This is a genomic window from Salinibacter altiplanensis (assembly GCF_002894645.1).
Classification (GTDB): domain Bacteria; phylum Bacteroidota; class Rhodothermia; order Rhodothermales; family Salinibacteraceae; genus Salinibacter; species Salinibacter altiplanensis.
On sequence record NZ_NCQY01000023.1, the window covers coordinates 58,841 to 75,662 of the forward strand.

A 16,822-nucleotide genomic window follows, 5' to 3' on the forward strand; every position below is an offset into this window, starting at 1 on the left:
CGTTGTGTCCACCGGCACGTCCACCTGCATGGCACGCACGCGTCCGTCCGGCGTCCAGCTTTCGCCCTCAGGCGCCACCAGCACGCCCCGCAGCCGCTCGGCCGGAGCCTCCGCGTACTCCGACTGCCGCAGTGCAATCGTGTAGGTGTCCCCGTTCTGCGTCACCGGCTGGGGGGCACCGGGATCGACCACCGATGTCTCCGCGGCGTAGAAGTACACCCCCTCAAGGTCTGGACGGGGGGCGTCCGGCGCCCCCAAGATCAGGGTGTACCGGTCGCCGCTGCGCCCCGCCCCCACCGACCAGTTGCTCACGCGCTTCGGATGCTCTGCCCGGGCCGCCTCGAAGGCCGGGGCCCGTTCGGTGTCCGAGGGCGCCTCGTCGGTGACGGGGAGCGTCACTTCCACGTCCGCATGGGCGGGCAGACAGATTTCCTCACAAATGAGCCACTCGGCGCGGCCGCCGAGGGAGACCATCGTGCCGGGGGCAAGGGTGTCGGGCGGCGTAATCGTAGTAAGGAGAAAGACCTCGTCGGAATACCCGTAACTGGTGAGCGACCCAAACTCGATTTGGTGAGGATAAGGCCACTGAAACCCGCTGGTCTCGTAGCCCGCCGGGAGCGCCCAGTCGAGGGACGTCGGCTCGCCGGACGCCCCCGGGTTCTTCCAGTAGCTGTGCCATCCCGCCTCCATCTCTAGCCGCAGGGCCACCGTCAGTGGCTCCCCCGGCACGATCGCGTCCTGCTCGCTGAGGAGGGTCGCCTCGCTGTGCGGACTCGGGTCGTCAGAAGCCTGTGGCTGAGCCTGAGGGGACGCGGTGCCCATCATTCCCCACAGAACCACGAGGGGCCACGCGGCAATGACCAAGCGCCGACGTCTGAGGAACCGCCAAAAGAGCGTCATAAAAGGCCAAGGGCGTCGTGCAGACAGTCGCCGAGTCGGAGTGAATGTACCCAAGCTTCCCCAAATGGTTCATCCCTCTGCGCCCGTCCGTTGGGCGGACGTGCCCCCCGAAGATCAGTCCTCATTGCTCACCAGGACGGTCTCCCTGGAGAAATGCCGTTGCCGAAAGACGCAACGGCCTCTTTTTATCATACAGTTTCTCATCATACAGTGTCCCCACTTGGGCTTCGATTCGGAAACGAGCAGCAGTCTCCACACATCGCCCCTCAAGCAGCCTCGGCGGAGAAATACCTCCTCCGACGTGCAGTTTGCCGCATCCGCGTGTTAAGGACGCACACCCCCCTGAAGCCGTTACAGTGCTTTTCTAGCGATCCAATCAGCATGAGTGGCCTCGTTTTCGGGACCACAGGGTTCCCTTCGGGACACCGAGGGGCCTCAAGACACAGATTGCCCCGGCGTATTGGAGACGGAACCGGGGACCGTCGCCGCACCTGGCTGCCGCGGGGCCGGAAGCGAGGCCCAGGACTGCAGTCCTCCGTTCGTTTAAGGTCTTCTCCTGTCCGCCGATACCTACGAACGGAGGAACATCCGACAGATGCATTCCGGACCGCTCGCTCCACCAGCGGGCGTTCCGCCCCCCTCGATACTCCCCCTTTCCCAGTGGACCGACCAGAATGTTTCTCAACAACTCTTTTCTTCCGTTCGGGTCCGTCTCAGACTCTGACCCCGAAGAGTCGTTGACCGAGGGTCTCTCCCCCAATCTACGCCGCGCCGGACAATACGCGTACCGCCGTGGATGGGACGAATACCGCGAGGCCGATTGTCCGTTCGGCCCGACGGACCAGGCAATGCTGGTCTGGTTCTCATTCAGCAACGAAACAGAAACGCCCCCCACCGTGGGCCGAAACTAAAGTTCCCCCTCCAGACGCCGGTCCCAAGGCCCGGCAGATTCACCGTTCGCGAGGGCTGTCCGCACGAGAAGGACGTGAGGCGCCTTTCGTTCGTGCCACAGCCCGTAGGTTCTGCTTTGCAAATCCCCCCTGGATGCACCATGAACGAACCGGCCTCCACCGTAAACATCACGTTTCAAAGTCCGACCCGGACTTCGCGCCCGAGTGCCCCTTCGTTCCACCACCGCAATCTCGAAGGCGTACCGGAGTCCACGGCCCGACAGATGTCCCGGGACTTTACGACCTACCAGCACGAGCCGTCCAGGATTAGCGAGAAGAAGCTGTACAAGTACCAGTCGGCGGACAACAGCGGGGCGCTCGACGACGAATGTCTCGTCGCGCTCGACTTCGGGGAAATTGTTACCCTTGAGGTCACGTCGTCCTCAAACGTGGCTGTTCACGGACGCCCCTAAATCTGGGCACGCGCCTTGTCTGGACGTCCGTTTTGATTTTGGACCGGATCGCGAGAGTGAGAATTGGCGAGGTGAAACGCCGTTCGAGAGATTGATACTCAGCCGAGACGCGGTGGGGGACGCCCCTGTAGTGGAGCCACCGGGCGAACGCAGAAGCCATTTTGCGAGAGACCCCGAAGTCCCACCACTGAGAGCAGAGCGACCGAGTGCTTTTAGAGTGCGATCGAGCACCCGCCAGGGGAACCCCAGAACGTTCGCCAAGCAGCTTCTGAAAATCACTTTCTGAACGGGACTTGCTAGGGGAGCACCCTGAGCACCAGCGAAGGAGCTCCAGTGTGCACAGTGTAGTTCACACCCTGCTCCGAGGATGCCTGCGACCGACCCGTCACGAGATTTTTGTGGATGGACACTGAGGACTGCGCCTGCATGACAGGGAGTGCCCGTAGCCACCCGCCTTTAACGACGAGACCGGTGGGCGTCGAGGCAGGGCTTTCCACCGCGGACGGGGCTACGTCCGGTGTGCCCCCGGCACGGCCCCCGTCCCTGGCAGGGTTCTTGTCCCTCTGTTGAGACAGGCCGGCCGGATTTTGTTGGGGCCTCCTAACCGGCCCCTCCCTTCCAACCAGCCGGGCGTGCCGTGTTCAGCGCCTCTACGAAGCGGTGGGCGTTGATGACTTGGAAGAATGCCTCCCTCTTCCCTCAGTTGGGCTCTCGCCTCCCCCTCATGATGGACGCTCATCTTTTCATCTCCGACCGACGAGCGATCCGTGCAGTCCTCCTCGTCGTGCTAATGGGGGGACTTGGCGTGCCCCTGCACACCTCCCACGCGCAGGAGGCACACACCGAAATTCCCCTTACCGTCCGCAACGCGGAGGGCAATGCCTTCACCCTCACTCTCGGCCTCGACTCGGAGGCCACCAGTGGCCTCGACCCGAAACTCGGGGAACGAGAGCAGCCCCCGGTCCCTCCCTCCGAGGTCTTTGACGTCCGGCTCGTCGACGACAATGTGCCCGCGTCTGGCTTTGGGGAGGGGCTTTTGAAAGACATTCGACCGGGCGCCCCGCAGTTTGAGGGGACCCGGCAGCACGAGATTCGCTTCCAGGCAGAAAGCGGCGAAGAACTGACCATCGTATGGGACCTGCCCGCGGGGGTCACCGGCACGATCCAGGACGTCTCCGAGGAAGGCGCGTACGGGCCCAAGGGCATGCGAGGCAACGAGTCCCTCACGGTAGAGGCGGGCGCCCCCAACGCGATCGTCACCCTGGAGTACACCTCGAATCAGGCCCCAACCCTCGACACAAACACAGGAATAACTCTTCTTGAGGGCGGATTGACGACAGTCACGACCAGTGCACTCAGTGCCTCCGACCCGGACGATGCTCCCTCGTCGCTCACGTACACGGTCACCGCAGCCCCGACCCGAGGCAATCTCCTCGTCGACGGGCGCCCGGCCTCGACCTTCACCCAGGCGGACCTGAGCGAGGGATCCGTTCAGTACGACCACACGGCCGCCGACGCCGAGAATGATAACGTTTCACTCTTCGTTGAGGACGCAAGTGGGAAACGCACCCCGGAGACAACGGTGTCGATTACAGTGGATGCCGAGAACAATGCCCCGGCCGTTTCGCTCACTCCCCCCGCCGCCTCGATCGCAGAAAACAACAGCCCCCCCACCACGGTCTCCGCCGTCTCGGTTACCGACGACAACCTCGGTGCGAATGAATTGTCCCTCGGCGGCCCCGATGCGGGCTCGTTTGCCCTAACCGATGCCGACACCCTTGTGCTCACCGAATCGGCCGACGCCGAGACCAGGAGCAGCTACGCCGTCACCGTGACGGTGAACGATCCGGACGTTCCCCCCAGCCCCAACGACAGCGAAGAGTTTTCTCTGCGGGTCGAAGACGTAAACGAGCCCCCGATCCTCAAGCGGAACGCCGGTCTCGCCCTGTCGCCCGGCAGCTCTACGACGCTCACGACCGGGGAGCTCAGTGCCTCGGACCCGGACGATGCCCCCTCGTCGTTCACGTACACGGTCACCAAAGCTCCGACCCGAGGCGATCTCCTCGTCGACGGGCGTCCCGCCTCGGCCTTCACCCAGGCGGACCTAAGCGAGGGAGCCGTCCAGTACCGCCACACGGCCACCAACGGTAAAAATGACCGCTTCACCTTCGTCCTAGAGGATGAAGCCGGAGCACAGGGGACGGAGGCAACGACCCGCATCGCCGTCAATCCGTCCACGCACCGGACCACAATCACGGGCACGGACGGAACGAGGAACGACACGGGCTGGCGCCTGCTTGCTCCGCCCTCAAACGTGACCCGCCGCGCCCTCGAGGACGACCTCGCGTTTGGCATCAACGCGGGGGCTCTGCTGTACACTTGGGACGACACACGGTGGACACCGGCCACGGACTCCTCGGCGTCCCTGCCACGCGGCAAGGGCTTTATCCTGTACTTCTTCGACGACGAGGTCGACCCGGTCACCGCCGACGGACTGACGCTCGACATTCCCGACCTGAAGGAAGACCAGACCGCGGACGTGACGGTTGACGGGCTCGACGCACGTACGTCCCTGCACCTGCTCGGCAACCCGTACGACACCGCCTTTCACCTCGGCGACTTGGCCGGGGGCGACCTCTCCAAGCACGGCTTCCAGAATACGGTGCAGGTGTGGGATCCTTCGGGAGGAGGCCAGTGGACGCTGATCACACAGGGCGGTCCCGACGACATTATTCCGGCGTGGCAGGGATTTTTTGTTGAGCGTGCCCGGACCGGCCGCGGCAAGACGCGCCTCACCTTCGGGGCGGACGGACGCCAGTCCGACTCGGGCGACCTCATCGGAAGCCAGTCCGCACTGCTCTCGGCTGCGCAGGACGAACAGGTCCGACTGGATCTCTCCCTCACCGTGGAAGGCACGTCCGACACGCTCGCCCGAAGCGGTGCCACCGTTCTTTTTCGCGACGGTGCCGATGCGGGCTGGGACGCGTACGAGGCCACCCAACTTCCCCCACCGACCGCGAACACCTACGCCACGCTGAGCAGCCCCCTCCAACGAGACGGCACCCTGATCCGACGCACCCTCGCCAGCGAGCCCCCGCCGGCACGGAACGAGACGCTCTCCTACCCGCTCTCAGTGCGCTCGGTCGGCACGGCAGGGACCGCCACCGTGCGATGGCCCGAGTCGACACGTTCTCTCGTTCCTCGTACGTGGACCGTGGAGCTGCTCGACCGCAGCACCGGGGCCGTCGTGGACCTGCGCGAGGCCCCCTACACCTTCAACCTCGCCAAGGGAGCCGGAGTCCTCAGTGCCCCCGATGAGGCCCGGTTTGCACTCCGCCTTACCCCCAAAGCGGGGGTCGCGAGGGTGGCCAACTTCTCGGCCAATCCCATCGAATCGGGCGTCCGCCTGACGTGGGAAACAACCACCGAGATCAACAACACAGGCTTTCACGTCCAGCGCAGAAACAAAGGGGGAGAATGGAAACAGATCACGTTCGTCGAAAGCAGCACCGCGAAGAGTCCCACGACCGGCCCTCAATCTTACCGGTTTACGGACCGGGACCCTCCCTACGCAATCGATTCGCTGAGCTACCGCCTCCAGCACGTGGACACCACTGGCACCGCCCACACCGCCAACGAAACGGGCCTCCAGTTCAGCGCCCCTGAGCGGATCGTCCTTCGCCCCCCCTTCCCAAACCCGGCGCGGCAGCACGCCACGCTTCACTTCGGCCTCTCCAGCACCACAGAAGTGCAGATTACGATCTACGACCTTCTAGGACGGTCGGTCAGGACGCCTGTCCGGGGCCGCTTCGAGGCGGGACGCCACCAAAAACGGCTGACGACATCGGGCCTCGCCCCGGGCATGTACTTCGTGCGGATGCGGGCGGGCAACACCACTCGCACCCGAAAACTCACGGTCCTCCGGTAGTCTACGCGCTGCATCCGGACAACAGGGGCAGACAGGGAAACAGCCCTCCTACTCCGTGGGATGAGACCACAAGATGAAGTTGATCCATATATTTATACTTGTCACTCCGAACCTGGGACGGAATCGCCGGCGAGCGTGTCCACATTGGTCCTTGCGCGCTTGAAGCGTACAATCGGCCTTGACCACCGGGCCCTACGCCGCAATGGGACTGATCAGCACGCTCTTTTTGGCTGCTTCACTGGCAACCTTCTCAGTCTACCTCCGGCGCCTCTCGGGCGGGGCCCCGGCGAAGGCCTCCTGAAGGGCCCCGGCAGCATCCCGAAGGGAGCATATAGGACGCGAGGGAAATGCAGGCAGTCCGGACGCGGCGGTGCATCATTCCGTCACGGTGTCGACCCGCCGGGCCATAAAGCCGATGCGGTCTTCGTACCCGTAGGTCGACATGAGCACCGGGTAAAAGGGCTCTTCGGCCCGCCGCACAGTTCCATTTCTTTGCGCAAATACCTCTCCCGCCTCCACCCGCCGAAAATTCTCAGCGACGAACTCGAAGCCCCGTCCCGAGGCGTCCCCAAATACCTCGTACACCTGCGGGGTAGAGCGAACATAGGGACGATCGATGAGGCCCTCCGCGGCCAGGAAGTGGAGCAGGATGCGGTGTGCACTGGACGCTGCGCCCTCGTCGTCGTGGTATCCACACTCGATGGCCACGCCCGTGACGTGCGCCGTCACCCCTCCCCCGACGTGGCTCATCTCGACGAGGCGATCCAGCCCCGTCGATCGGGCAAGCCGCCGGGAGGCCGTATCCCCGCCCGTCGCAATCACGTACGGGCAGCCCCGCGACTCGGTGGAGTGAAAATCGATCACGGTGGTGCCGTCCAGCTCGCGTCGGAGGCGCGCCCCGAGGCGCACCTCGTGCTGTTCGCTCGACGCGTCGCCGGGCATCGACCGGTTCAGGTCTGCATCGCAGAACCGGTAGCCGAGCTTAAACGCTCGTTCGTTGGCGAGCACAAACTTGACCGGGGCCTGCAGCGTCACATCGCTCGCCTTGAGGCGGTTGAATGCGTGCCAGCCGCAGGTCTCGTCGCCGTGCACACAGGCCAGGATGGTGTATTCGGGGCGGCCGTCGCCGAGGGTTTCGACGTGCATCGTTAAAGTAGTGAGTGGGTGTACTGCGGATTGTGGAGTGACCAAGTGCAGCTGTACGGCACTCAAGAGAGCCTGTTACGGGCCGGGCCTCGCGACGACGCCTTCTCGGCGAGGACAACGACCAAGGGCACAGCGATCTGTGAGGACGGCCGACTACTCACGGGTGTCGACGATCACCTCGTAGTGGACCACCTCGTCCTCAAACCGACGGAGCAGCGAGCGGGCAGTGGGCGGCACGTGCGCGTCCTCGGGCGTTTCTCCGACAAACTCTCGAACGGCATCCATCGAGACAAAGCGGAGGAGCGTCATGAACGCCACCTCCTTTCCGACCGGCCGCCGATGCACCTCCGCCCCACGAAACCCTTCGCCACTCTGGGCAGCGATGTCGGGCAGGATCTCGGTTCGAAGCAGCCGCTCGTACCGGTCCGCATCGTCCAGGGCCGTCCAGCCCCGCCATACGCGAGCAATCATCGGAGCGTAACGTCGTGTGGAAGGCAAAAAGAACAAAGAGCTCCTGTACGCTGCCCGTCGCAAACGAGGAGGCGCCCCGCCGAGTCGCAGTCGCCCGTGTCGTCGATCCTCATCCCGAGGACTTCTCTTCCGCCACCGGCACCTCCATAGACGCCGCCGCGGGCGCTGAGCCGTTCGACGCGGTCGGCACAGCCTCTTCTTCGACGGCCCGCTCCACCTGGTGGTGGAAGCGCGCGAGCAGAAGGACAGACGCCGCGGCGAGCCCCGTCACCAATCCCCACCAGAGCGCCTCCGGCCCACCGCCCCCGCGCACGCCCCACAGGTACCCCGTCACGAGGCCAATGCCCCAGTACGTTCCCACCGCGATGCCCATGGGCACTCGGGTATCTTTGAGGCCCTGCAGCGCGCCGTGGGCCGCCACCTGCAGGCCGTCGAACAACTGAAAGACCGCCGCCACCCCCAGCAGCTGAACGGCCAGCGCAACGACCTCGGTGTTGCCGGGATTCGCGAGGTCCAGGTAGAGCCCCACGATGGGCCGCGGCAATGTCCAGAAGAGGATGGCCGTCCCTGCCATGAAGAGGGTGGCAAGCCCCATGGCCACCCCACCGGCCCGGCGCGCCCCCGCCTCGTCCTGCGCCCCAGCCGCCTGCCCCACCCGCACCGTCCCAGCCATTCCAATGCCGAGCGGCACCATGAAGGCAAACGCCGCGCACTGCAGGGCCACCTGGTGGGCCGCGAGCGCCGTCGTCCCCAGCGTGCCCATCATCACCGTCGTTACCATGAACAGGCTTGACTCCACGCCTCGCGACGCGCCCATGGGCGCCCCCACCCGCACCAGTTCCTGCAGGGTGGGGAGGTCCGGCTCACGGAGCCGGGCAAATACCCCATGGGTCGAGAACGGCTCTGTGTGGTAGACAAACAGGGCCAACAGGCCGAAGAGAGCCGAGAAGACGATCGTGCTCGCCCAGCCGGTGCCGGCCAGCCCGAGCGCCGGCACTCCCCAGTAGCCAAACATCAGCAGCTCGTTGGCCCCAATGTTCACCCCCACGCCAATGAACGCGATGATGGTCACCGGGAGCGGGCGCGAGAGCCCCTCCACGAAGCTGCGGAGGGCGGCGAACCCCAAAAACGGCAGGATGCCCCACCGGATGGCGTCGAGATACGTCGTCGCATCCTCGATGGCCGCCGGCCCCTGCCCCGTCCACCGCAGGACCGGCTCAACGTTGCTCAGAATCAGGAGGATGACCACGCCCAGTCCGCCCGCCAGCCACAGGCCCTGCCGCGCGCTGCGTCCCACCGCCGCCGGGGCCTCCGCCCCCACGGCCTGCGACACTAGGGGCCCCACGGCCCGGACCATGCCCATCCCCATGATCGCGAAGAAGAAAAAGACCGTGTGCCCGAGGGCCACCCCCGCCAACGCCTCCGGCCCCAGACGCCCCACCATCACCGTGTCCACAAAGCTCATGGAGATGTGCGCCAGCTGGGCCGCCACAACGGGCCCCGCCAGGCGGAGCGTGGCGCGAAGCTCATGGTACAGAGCGGAGGAGAACACAGGAGTAATGGAGCGAAGGAGTGTTTGAACAGATGCTTTTGAACGTGGCATGGGAACTGCCGTTCGTCGCGATGACGGGGAGGCGTGCCCGTTTTGGGAGAACTTCCCGTTCGGGCCCGGCCCTTTTTGACGTCTCGAACTGGCCGCCTCGCTGACGACGAGGTGTTTCAACGAGGCGTACCGCGACACACCCATGAGACGAACGCGATACAGCCACCCAGGATTTCGGTCGTCGTCTTCTCTGCCCCCGTTCTCCTACCCCCTCCTTCGTGGCCGACAGACCCGGAAAGCGTATCCATCCTGTGAATCGATGCGGATCGCGACGCTTCGGAACGCGCCTTGTCTTCTGTAGAGGGTGGACGCGTTTGATTGGGTTGGCGCCCGCGGGGGCCTCCAGGCCACGGAATGCGTCTTCGCAGAGCGATTTCGATCGCGCATTGCAGTTTTCTCACCAGTCAGCACCACAGACCATGATACGATCTACACTCCTACGGTCCCGCCTTGCCCCCCTGGCCCTCGTCGCTGCGATGGCCCTCGCCTTCGCCGGCTGTGATTCCACCGGTCCCTCCTCCAATGGGAACGGCGAGGTACAGGTGGGCTTTTCGACGTCCTCTTCCGGGGCCACACAATCGACGAACGCGCTCGTCAAGGTCAACTCCGACACCTTGACGCTCTCGGGCTCGAACGGCACCCTCGAATTTTACGACCTTCGCCTGATCGTCGACAAGGTGAAGCTGGAGCAGGACTCGGAGGATCAAGGCTCCGACAATGAAGGCGACGACAGTACGGAGGTGGAAATCGAACGCGAAGTTGAGGTGGAGCGGCCCCGCTTCCTGGACCTTCCGCTGCAAGGATCTGAGGTCTCGCCCGTGGCCGCCGGAGACGTGCCGGAAGGCACCTACAACGAGTTTGAGTTCGAGGTCGACGACCTCGACGACGACAATGGAAATGCTCGCGAACTGCTGTCGGACATCCAAAACGAGGAAGGATTCCCGAACTGGCCCGAAGACGCCAGTATGGTGGTCGTCGGCACCTTCACCCCCACCGACGGCGCGCCGACCTCCTTCACCACGTACTTCGAGGCCGAAATTGAAGTTGAGCGGGCATTGCAACCGCCCCTCGAGGTCACCGGCGAGGGCTTCTCGCGCGATCTCATCGTGCGGCTCGACCCGGCGCAGTGGTTTGAGCGCCCGAACGGCACCCTCGTGGATCTCTCCCAATCCGACTACAACACCGGTGAGGAGCCGGTGGAGTTCGAGGCCGAATACGAGTTCGAAGACGGCGTCTCGGAGATCGAGTTTGAGTAGGGGTCCCGGCCAAAAGCAGCCTGACCGGTGGTGCCAACCGGTCAGGCTTTGCTTTTGCCGTCCCGTGTATCTTCAGATGCCATCCCCCGGGATTGTTCTATTGCCTGCTTCAGGGCCTCCGGCTCGTCGGTACCAATGCGAATCTGCCCCTCTCCGCGAATTGTGAGCTCCACGGCCCGCAGCCCGGATACGTTGTAGAGCCAGCCGTGGGGCGTGTAGCGGATGCCCCAGCCATAGAGCGCCAAATTCCGGACGATCTCCGTGCTGATAATGTCGTCGAGGACGAAGCGCCGCGTCCAGAAGCCCGGTCCGAAGTAGAACGCCAGCTCCTCGTCGCTCACCTGAACCGTTAGGCTGGAAAAGAGAACCGCAAGAATGCTGAAGGCCCCAAACATCGTGTAGCCGAGCATTCCCAATTCCCCGTCTTCGGCCATGTGGGCGTAGTAGATGAGGGGCAGGAGGGCGAGCGAAAGACCTCCCGTCACGTACCCGACTTGCGTGTGCTCGTATCGCATCGTTCGAAGCACTTCGTCTAGAAGAGCGAACCCGTCGCCGGCCCATCCGCACTCCCTACTGCTGTTTGGCCGGTTTGATGAAGTACCCCGCCACGCGCCATTCCTCTCCGTCCTTTTTCAGGGACACGGTCTCGACCGTCTTCTGCTCGCCGTACGTCGCGCGGTACTGAGCGATCACGTACTCGCCTTCGGGAGCATTCGGGACCGAGTTTGTGTACCGCGCCGCCACCAGAGAGCGCGACTGAAGGGAGTCTAGAGAACTGTGCGCCTGCCGGACCTGGGCAGTCCACTGCTCGGCAGACACCTCCGACTTGAAAAAGGTCGCGGCCTCGTCCCACGTCGCCTCATGCGCGTCAGCGTCGAGCAGCGTGAGCCATTCCTGCGCCGCGGCCTTGGCGGCCGTCACGGCCTGCTCGTTCGACTGGGCCGACGCGGTCATCGGGGTCCCCACAACGAGGACACCTGCGGCGAGAAGAAAGAGGACGGGCCCTGTAGGAAAAGATCGAACCATGAAGCTGTGACTCTGTGATGAGGAAGGCATAGCGGAAGGCATAATGGGAAGCACTCGTACGTGCCCATCGCCTCGTCGGTGTCCCCGTTCACCAGCGGCTCGGCCCGTTCGTCAACCGAACCGTTTCATTCGGGCGTGTGAGGCGGCATCCTGTCCCTTCCGGCCTCACAGCATTGGTTCTTCTGCGCCATGACACGCGTTTTTCGTTCCGGTCCCCCCGTTTCCCTGGAGGCCCTCTCCCTGACGGGCCTGCAGCTGCTTGGGTGGGGACTCTACGGCGTCGTGTACTACCTGACGCTCCGTCCGTACCAGCCGTTCGGCGACATCCTGTGGAAGCAGACGCTCATTGCCACCAGTACAGGGCTGCTCGTGAGCACGTTGCTTGGAGCCCTCTACTGGGGCCTCACCCTGCGCCGACGCCCCCCCGTGGTGCAGGCACTGCTCGTGCTCGGGGCCAGCCTTGCGGCCGGGCTGGTCTGGTTTCAGGTCAAAGCATGGGGGGCCGACTGGGTGAATCCGTTTATCGCTCCCGTGACGGGCCTCGGGGCTTTTCGGCCCGGCGAGGGCTCGATCCTGTCCGGCGCCGCGGCCTTTCCCATCGTCCTGTTTGCCTGGAGCGGGCTCTACCTCGGCCTCGCGCAGTGGTACACGCGACAGGAGCAGGAGCGGCGCGTGCTCCGGGCCGATGCCGAGGCGCAGCGCGCCCGCCTCCGCATGCTGCGCTACCAGCTCAATCCGCACTTCTTCTTCAACGCCCTCACCACCATCGGCGCGCTGGCCGACGAGAGCCCACGGCGCGTGAAAGAGGCCGTGCGCGAGCTGTCCGGCTTCCTCCGCTACACGCTGCTCGACGACGAGGCACTGGAGGCCCCCCTCCACGACGAGATCCAGGCCGCCGAGCACTACCTCACCGTCGAGAAAATCCGGTTCGAGGAGGACCTACAGGTGGACATCGACGTGAGCGACAGAGTGGGCCGACAACTCGTGCCCTCGTTTCTGGTGCTCCCCTTCGTGGAGAACGCCGTCACCCACGGACAGCACACGAGCTCGTCCCCGCTCCACGTACGCATCACGGGCGAATGGACAGCCGAGGCCTTTACTGTTGAGGTCGCCAACACCGGCCACTGGCGCGACGACGCCTCCGACGTGGACGGCACCGGCACCGGGCTCGCCAACGTCCGCCGCCGCCTGGAGGCCCACTACCCGAGCCAGCATCAGCTCTCGGTCGGCATAGACGACGGGTGGGTACGCGTCCGCATCGAGATTGCTACCGACGCCCTCGATTCCCATGCGTGAGTCCCTCCGGGTCCTCATCATCGACGACGAACGGCTGGCGCGCCGGTCCGTCCGCAGTGCCCTGGATGACGTGACGGACGCCACGGTGGTCGGCGAGGCCGGAAGCGCGGACGCGGCCGCCGAGCAGATTCACACGAGCGAGCTCGACGTGGTGCTGCTCGACGTGCAGATGCGGGGGGAGACGGGCTTCGACCTGCTCGACCGCCTCGACACACCCGTGCAGGTGATCTTCGTGACCGCCTACGACGAGTACGCGGTCCGGGCCTTCGAGGTCAACGCCCTCGATTACCTCTTGAAGCCGGTCGACCCGGACCGTCTCGCCGAGGCCCTCCACCGTGCCCGCCGCACGGACACGGCCCTGCCGGAGGCCGAGGACGCCTCTGACTCGGACGCCTTCCGGTACGACGACCTCTTCTTTTACGAGGAGGGACGGCGGCCTCGCTTCCTCCACATCCGCGACATTGTTTTCATCGCGGCGGCGGGCAACTACACCGAGCTGCACCTCATAGGCGGCGACACGGCCCTCACCTCTACGACGCTGTCCGACTGGGCCAACCGGCTGCCCGACGCCCACTTTGCCCGCATCCACCGCTCCACGATCGTCAACGTAGAGCACGTGACCGACATAGCCCAGACAGAGGGACGGTCCTACGACGTGCACGTGCCGAACCGCGAGGCCCCGCTGGTGATGAGCCGGCGGCGGGCACGGGCCCTCCAAGATCTATTCACATAACGTTGGCCGAACGGCTCGTCAGTCGGACGTCTCCGCCTGCGCAGGAGCGAGAAGGGAAAAGCAGGACTCGGCCGGCGGTGAGAAGGCCACACATTCCCACGCAGCACACGCTCCCAAACGCGAGACCGCCCCCCATTTAGTCATAAAATATCGTCCTCCATCCCGTGGAAAATAAGGGACATTCGTCCCCACCGTCGGTCAGAGCGTCGTCTCCACTGTCTTCACCACGTCCTCCGGCGTCCAGTCATTCCCCCGAAAGATCCGTCGCACCGTTCCGTCCGGCGCCACGACCGCCGTTACCAGGTTGTGTGTAATCTCGCCCACTTCCGGCTTGGTGTACACCTGGAAGAGGCTCGTAGCCCGGTTGACCTGGCTCCGGTCCCCGGTGGCGAACGTCCATGTGTCTAGACGGCCGGTGTACCGCTCAGCATAGTCACGGAGCACCGATGGGGTGTCTGTGGCCGGGTCAAAGCTGATGGAGAGCAGGTGCGCCTGGTCCCCAAACTTTTCGCGGAGCGTCGGCTGGAGGGTGGCAAAATGCTTCGACATGAGCGGGCAATAGTCCGGGAGCGGGCAGCTCGTGTAGATGAACGTCAGGACCAGCGCTCGGCCCCGGAAGTCCTCCATCTGAATGGGGATGCCGGTCTGGTCCACGAGCGTGAGGTCTGCGGGCACCGGGTCGCCTTCCCGCAGGGGCTGGGGCCCGTCGCTCGTAGACGTGGAAGCCGGCACCGGCTGGGTGGCCCGGGCGGGATGACGGGCCACGGCCGTATCCGGAAGAGACTCGACGGAGCCAATCCACGTACTATCGCTGGACACGACGAGCTCAAACTCAATGGCGTCGCCTGACTGCAGGGATGAGGTCGTGCTTGGGTCGGCTGGAAGTGGCATCGTCATCGCGGTCATGTATCCAGGGATTTCTTCGTGCTCTACGATGAGCGTACGTCCCCCGTCGTCGATGCCGGCGACCCGTCCTTTCGCGTCGTAGGTGCTGGGGATAAGCAGAACATAGGTGGCGAAGAGGAAGCCAATTCCGGAGAGGATCAGGCCTCCAAGGAGCACACGCTGCAGGGTATTTTTCATGACACAGCAAAGAATCGTCACAAGGAGTCTGCGGGATCCCACACGCAGCTGCGGGGGGCTTCTTGTGGATGAGCCGGCCTCGGCGGCTGGAAGGCGTTTTCTCAGGACCCATTCTCAGGACCCCTTTGCGTGTATTTGTCGTTGGTCAATACCTACTTATACGCACTCCATCGTAGAACCAACACGGAACCGACGCAATCGTCACAGGGAGCGGGTCTGATGAGCTTATGGCTTCCAGTGGGGGCGCCCCACCGGCTGCACCGTGCGAACTAAATGCCTGGCACCGCACGCATTGCTTATCAACTCACGACTCGGTACGGCGTGCCTGTGGCTCACGATCCAGCGTCATCCATCTCTCAAGATAATCCATCTCTCAAGATAATCCATCTCTCAAGATAATCAGCCCTAGAGGTACGCAGGCATGCACACGCACCGCGCGGATCCCCGGCACCGTCTTCTCGGACTCGTTGCCCTGGCCATGTTCTGGGTCCTCCTCAGCCCTGTGGCGACGGGTCAGCATACTCATTCACACCGTGCAACCAGTAGCGCAGACACGACCACGTCTGATCGCGGCGGGGAAACCGCGCTGGTTGAAGGGTTCCGGTTAGACCTTGACGATCCGCCGCCGGGAAGCGGCGTGGCTCGCGCGATGGCCTTTATCGGCGATGCCTATATCCACATCACGTACGGCCGCCCACTGAAGCGGGGCCGTACCATTTTTGGCGGGCTGGTCGGTTTTGACCAACTATGGGCCGTGGGGGCGCACTACGCCTCTGAGCTCTTCCTGACCTCTCCCCTCAACATGGGCGGCACCGATGTGCCGTCCGGGGCGTACTCCGTCTTTGCCACTCCCGGTGCATCCTCGTGGACCCTCCACCTCAATAGCGTGCTTGGCATGCACCAAACAGATTTGTACGATCCCGCACGCGATGTGCTGGTGGTTGAAGTGCCCGTCGAGACGCTCGACGAGGTAACAGAGGCACTCACGATCGACTTTGAGCATGTGGACGATGGGGGTGACCTGCGCATCACGTGGGACCAAACCCGTGTGCGCCTCCCCGTTCGGGCTCCACAACGCAGCCGCTAGCCATCCTCCGCTCGGAGAAGATCCAGGACGGGGGCAGGCAGGCCGCCACGCACCCACGCGGCCTTTCCTTGCGTTCCCCGTCCCCGTCACGGTGCTCGCCGGATTTTTGGGAAGCGGCAAGACGACCCTGCTCAACCACCTGCTACGCGGGCTACGACCACGCGGGCCACGACCATGAACACAGTGACCACGAGCACAGCAACCGTGAGCACAGCGACCATGAGCACCCAGGGCCCTGTTCTCGTATCGAACGTGAAAAGCGGGTCGACCAGCGAGCAACGGTCGCCCCCCCGGCCCTCCCAAGCCTGACAGACTCCTAGGCGTCGGGCGCCACGCGGATGCCCGTCGCGACGATCTGCACCTCTTGGGCCTCGGCCGGCGCGTCCCCGTCCTCAGCAAGGTGCTCTTGCGTGGCCGCGTCGAGCGTGACAGTCTGCAACGTGCCCATGGCCGTAGCCTGTCCGGTCAGCGTCGTCGGCACGGTGAACTCATATCCCTCGTCGGTGCGCGGCACGAGTACGCGAATCGGCGTTGCCGTGCCCGTATCCAGCGCGAGCCAGCAGCCCTTCTTCTGGCACACCGTCGAGATGCGTCCGGTGACCGTCACGGTTTCTCCGTCAAGCGCCGACGCCGACGCCGCTACCTCCGAAGCCGCACGGGCCGACGCCTTCTCGACAGACGCCCCGTATGTCCGAACGGTCGCGTCCGGGTCCGACGACGGCTCTGGCTGACAGGCACCGGCAATTATGATGACGCAGAAGAGCGCAGGAAGGCCGCGAAGGCGGGCCAATGTGGACATGGTGTGTGCAAACATGGCGTGCAAAAGACGGTGTTGAGGAAAGGGGACAGAATGAAACCTCCGCTCGCTCGCCGGCTTTCGGATGCGTCTCGAACCTCTCCCGGCCTGCCACATCGTCAGACTCAGTGACC

At 64.4% G+C, this 16,822-nt stretch carries 14 protein-coding genes and 1 pseudogene; 7 read left to right on the forward strand and 8 right to left on the reverse strand.

Going from position 1 to position 16,822, the window contains the following annotated elements:
- Positions 1 to 900: protein-disulfide reductase DsbD domain-containing protein (locus B7R93_RS15905; protein ID WP_262507560.1), on the reverse strand; the 900-nt coding region annotated here is incomplete at its 3' end.
- Between the two features lie 1,051 nt (positions 901 to 1,951).
- Between B7R93_RS15905 and B7R93_RS10480 the strand changes: the two genes are divergently transcribed.
- Complete coding sequence (locus B7R93_RS10480) at positions 1,952 to 2,263, forward strand: hypothetical protein (protein ID WP_103020728.1); 312 nt, start codon at positions 1,952 to 1,954, stop codon at positions 2,261 to 2,263.
- A 670-nt stretch (positions 2,264 to 2,933) separates the two neighbouring features.
- Entirely contained in the window at positions 2,934 to 6,191 is a 3,258-nt protein-coding gene (locus tag B7R93_RS10485; RefSeq protein WP_232798324.1) for a cadherin-like domain-containing protein, read from the forward strand.
- 375 nt (positions 6,192 to 6,566) lie between these two features.
- Here B7R93_RS10485 and B7R93_RS10490 read toward each other — a convergent pair whose 3' ends face one another.
- The 3 genes from B7R93_RS10490 to B7R93_RS10500 form a co-directional block, all read right to left on the reverse strand.
- Entirely contained in the window at positions 6,567 to 7,337 is a 771-nt protein-coding gene (locus B7R93_RS10490; RefSeq protein WP_103020729.1) for a M14 family metallopeptidase, read from the reverse strand.
- A gap of 153 nt (positions 7,338 to 7,490) precedes the next feature.
- Complete coding sequence (locus B7R93_RS10495; RefSeq protein ID WP_103020730.1) at positions 7,491 to 7,808, reverse strand: antibiotic biosynthesis monooxygenase; 318 nt, start codon at positions 7,806 to 7,808, stop codon at positions 7,491 to 7,493.
- Positions 7,809 to 7,917: 109 nt separating this feature from the next.
- Positions 7,918 to 9,360 (reverse strand): MATE family efflux transporter, encoded by a 1,443-nt coding sequence (locus B7R93_RS10500; RefSeq protein WP_232798325.1) that lies wholly within the window; start codon positions 9,358 to 9,360, stop codon positions 7,918 to 7,920.
- Positions 9,361 to 9,830: 470 nt separating this feature from the next.
- Here B7R93_RS10500 and B7R93_RS10505 point away from each other — a divergent pair, with 470 nt between their 5' ends.
- On the forward strand, positions 9,831 to 10,667 hold the full coding sequence (locus tag B7R93_RS10505) for a hypothetical protein (protein WP_103020731.1): 837 nt from the start codon (positions 9,831 to 9,833) through the stop codon (positions 10,665 to 10,667).
- 41 nt (positions 10,668 to 10,708) lie between these two features.
- Here the strand turns inward: B7R93_RS10505 and B7R93_RS10510 are convergent, their stop codons facing one another.
- Together B7R93_RS10510 and B7R93_RS10515 are read right to left on the reverse strand one after the other, a co-directional pair.
- Positions 10,709 to 11,182, reverse strand: coding sequence for a hypothetical protein (locus B7R93_RS10510; RefSeq protein WP_103020732.1), 474 nt, complete (start codon positions 11,180 to 11,182; stop codon positions 10,709 to 10,711).
- 55 nt (positions 11,183 to 11,237) lie between these two features.
- Positions 11,238 to 11,693 (reverse strand): DUF4019 domain-containing protein, encoded by a 456-nt coding sequence (locus tag B7R93_RS10515; RefSeq protein WP_103020733.1) that lies wholly within the window; start codon positions 11,691 to 11,693, stop codon positions 11,238 to 11,240.
- 189 nt (positions 11,694 to 11,882) lie between these two features.
- Here B7R93_RS10515 and B7R93_RS10520 point away from each other — a divergent pair, with 189 nt between their 5' ends.
- Both B7R93_RS10520 and B7R93_RS10525 read left to right on the forward strand, forming a co-directional pair.
- A complete protein-coding gene (locus B7R93_RS10520) occupies positions 11,883 to 12,989 on the forward strand; it encodes a sensor histidine kinase (protein WP_103020734.1) in 1,107 nt (368 codons plus the stop codon).
- Complete coding sequence (locus tag B7R93_RS10525) at positions 12,982 to 13,722, forward strand: LytR/AlgR family response regulator transcription factor (RefSeq protein ID WP_103020735.1); 741 nt, start codon at positions 12,982 to 12,984, stop codon at positions 13,720 to 13,722. Before B7R93_RS10520 ends, B7R93_RS10525 begins: the two co-directional genes overlap by 8 nt.
- Positions 13,723 to 13,920: 198 nt before the next feature.
- On the opposite strand, the gene B7R93_RS10530 is transcribed toward B7R93_RS10525, so the two are convergent.
- Complete coding sequence (locus tag B7R93_RS10530) at positions 13,921 to 14,805, reverse strand: SCO family protein (RefSeq protein ID WP_103020736.1); 885 nt, start codon at positions 14,803 to 14,805, stop codon at positions 13,921 to 13,923.
- Positions 14,806 to 15,442: 637 nt separating this feature from the next.
- On the opposite strand from B7R93_RS10530, the gene B7R93_RS10535 reads away from it, so the two are divergent.
- Together B7R93_RS10535 and B7R93_RS16345 are read left to right on the forward strand one after the other, a co-directional pair.
- Positions 15,443 to 15,892, forward strand: coding sequence for a DUF2911 domain-containing protein (locus tag B7R93_RS10535; protein WP_157942269.1), 450 nt, complete (start codon positions 15,443 to 15,445; stop codon positions 15,890 to 15,892).
- A 76-nt stretch (positions 15,893 to 15,968) separates the two neighbouring features.
- Positions 15,969 to 16,064, forward strand: a pseudogene (locus tag B7R93_RS16345) (GTP-binding protein); the annotation flags it as partial.
- 144 nt (positions 16,065 to 16,208) lie between these two features.
- Here B7R93_RS16345 and B7R93_RS10545 read toward each other — a convergent pair.
- Entirely contained in the window at positions 16,209 to 16,691 is a 483-nt protein-coding gene (locus B7R93_RS10545) for a DUF4920 domain-containing protein (RefSeq protein WP_103020898.1), read from the reverse strand.
- Positions 16,692 to 16,822: the final 131 nt, after the last annotated feature.

Coding starts and splice junctions, on each gene's coding strand:
- B7R93_RS10530 (WP_103020736.1), bottom strand. CDS start 14,805: ATGAAAAATACCCTGCAGCGTGTGCTCCTTGGAGGCCTGATCCTCTCC.
- B7R93_RS10505 (WP_103020731.1), top strand. CDS start 9,831: ATGATACGATCTACACTCCTACGGTCCCGCCTTGCCCCCCTGGCCCTC.
- B7R93_RS10485 (WP_232798324.1), top strand. CDS start 2,934: ATGACTTGGAAGAATGCCTCCCTCTTCCCTCAGTTGGGCTCTCGCCTC.
- B7R93_RS10480 (WP_103020728.1), top strand. CDS start 1,952: ATGAACGAACCGGCCTCCACCGTAAACATCACGTTTCAAAGTCCGACC.
- B7R93_RS10490 (WP_103020729.1), bottom strand. CDS start 7,337: ATGCACGTCGAAACCCTCGGCGACGGCCGCCCCGAATACACCATCCTG.
- B7R93_RS10525 (WP_103020735.1), top strand. CDS start 12,982: ATGCGTGAGTCCCTCCGGGTCCTCATCATCGACGACGAACGGCTGGCG.
- B7R93_RS10515 (WP_103020733.1), bottom strand. CDS start 11,693: ATGGTTCGATCTTTTCCTACAGGGCCCGTCCTCTTTCTTCTCGCCGCA.
- B7R93_RS10510 (WP_103020732.1), bottom strand. CDS start 11,182: ATGCGATACGAGCACACGCAAGTCGGGTACGTGACGGGAGGTCTTTCG.
- B7R93_RS10545 (WP_103020898.1), bottom strand. CDS start 16,691: ATGTCCACATTGGCCCGCCTTCGCGGCCTTCCTGCGCTCTTCTGCGTC.
- B7R93_RS10520 (WP_103020734.1), top strand. CDS start 11,883: ATGACACGCGTTTTTCGTTCCGGTCCCCCCGTTTCCCTGGAGGCCCTC.
- B7R93_RS10495 (WP_103020730.1), bottom strand. CDS start 7,808: ATGATTGCTCGCGTATGGCGGGGCTGGACGGCCCTGGACGATGCGGAC.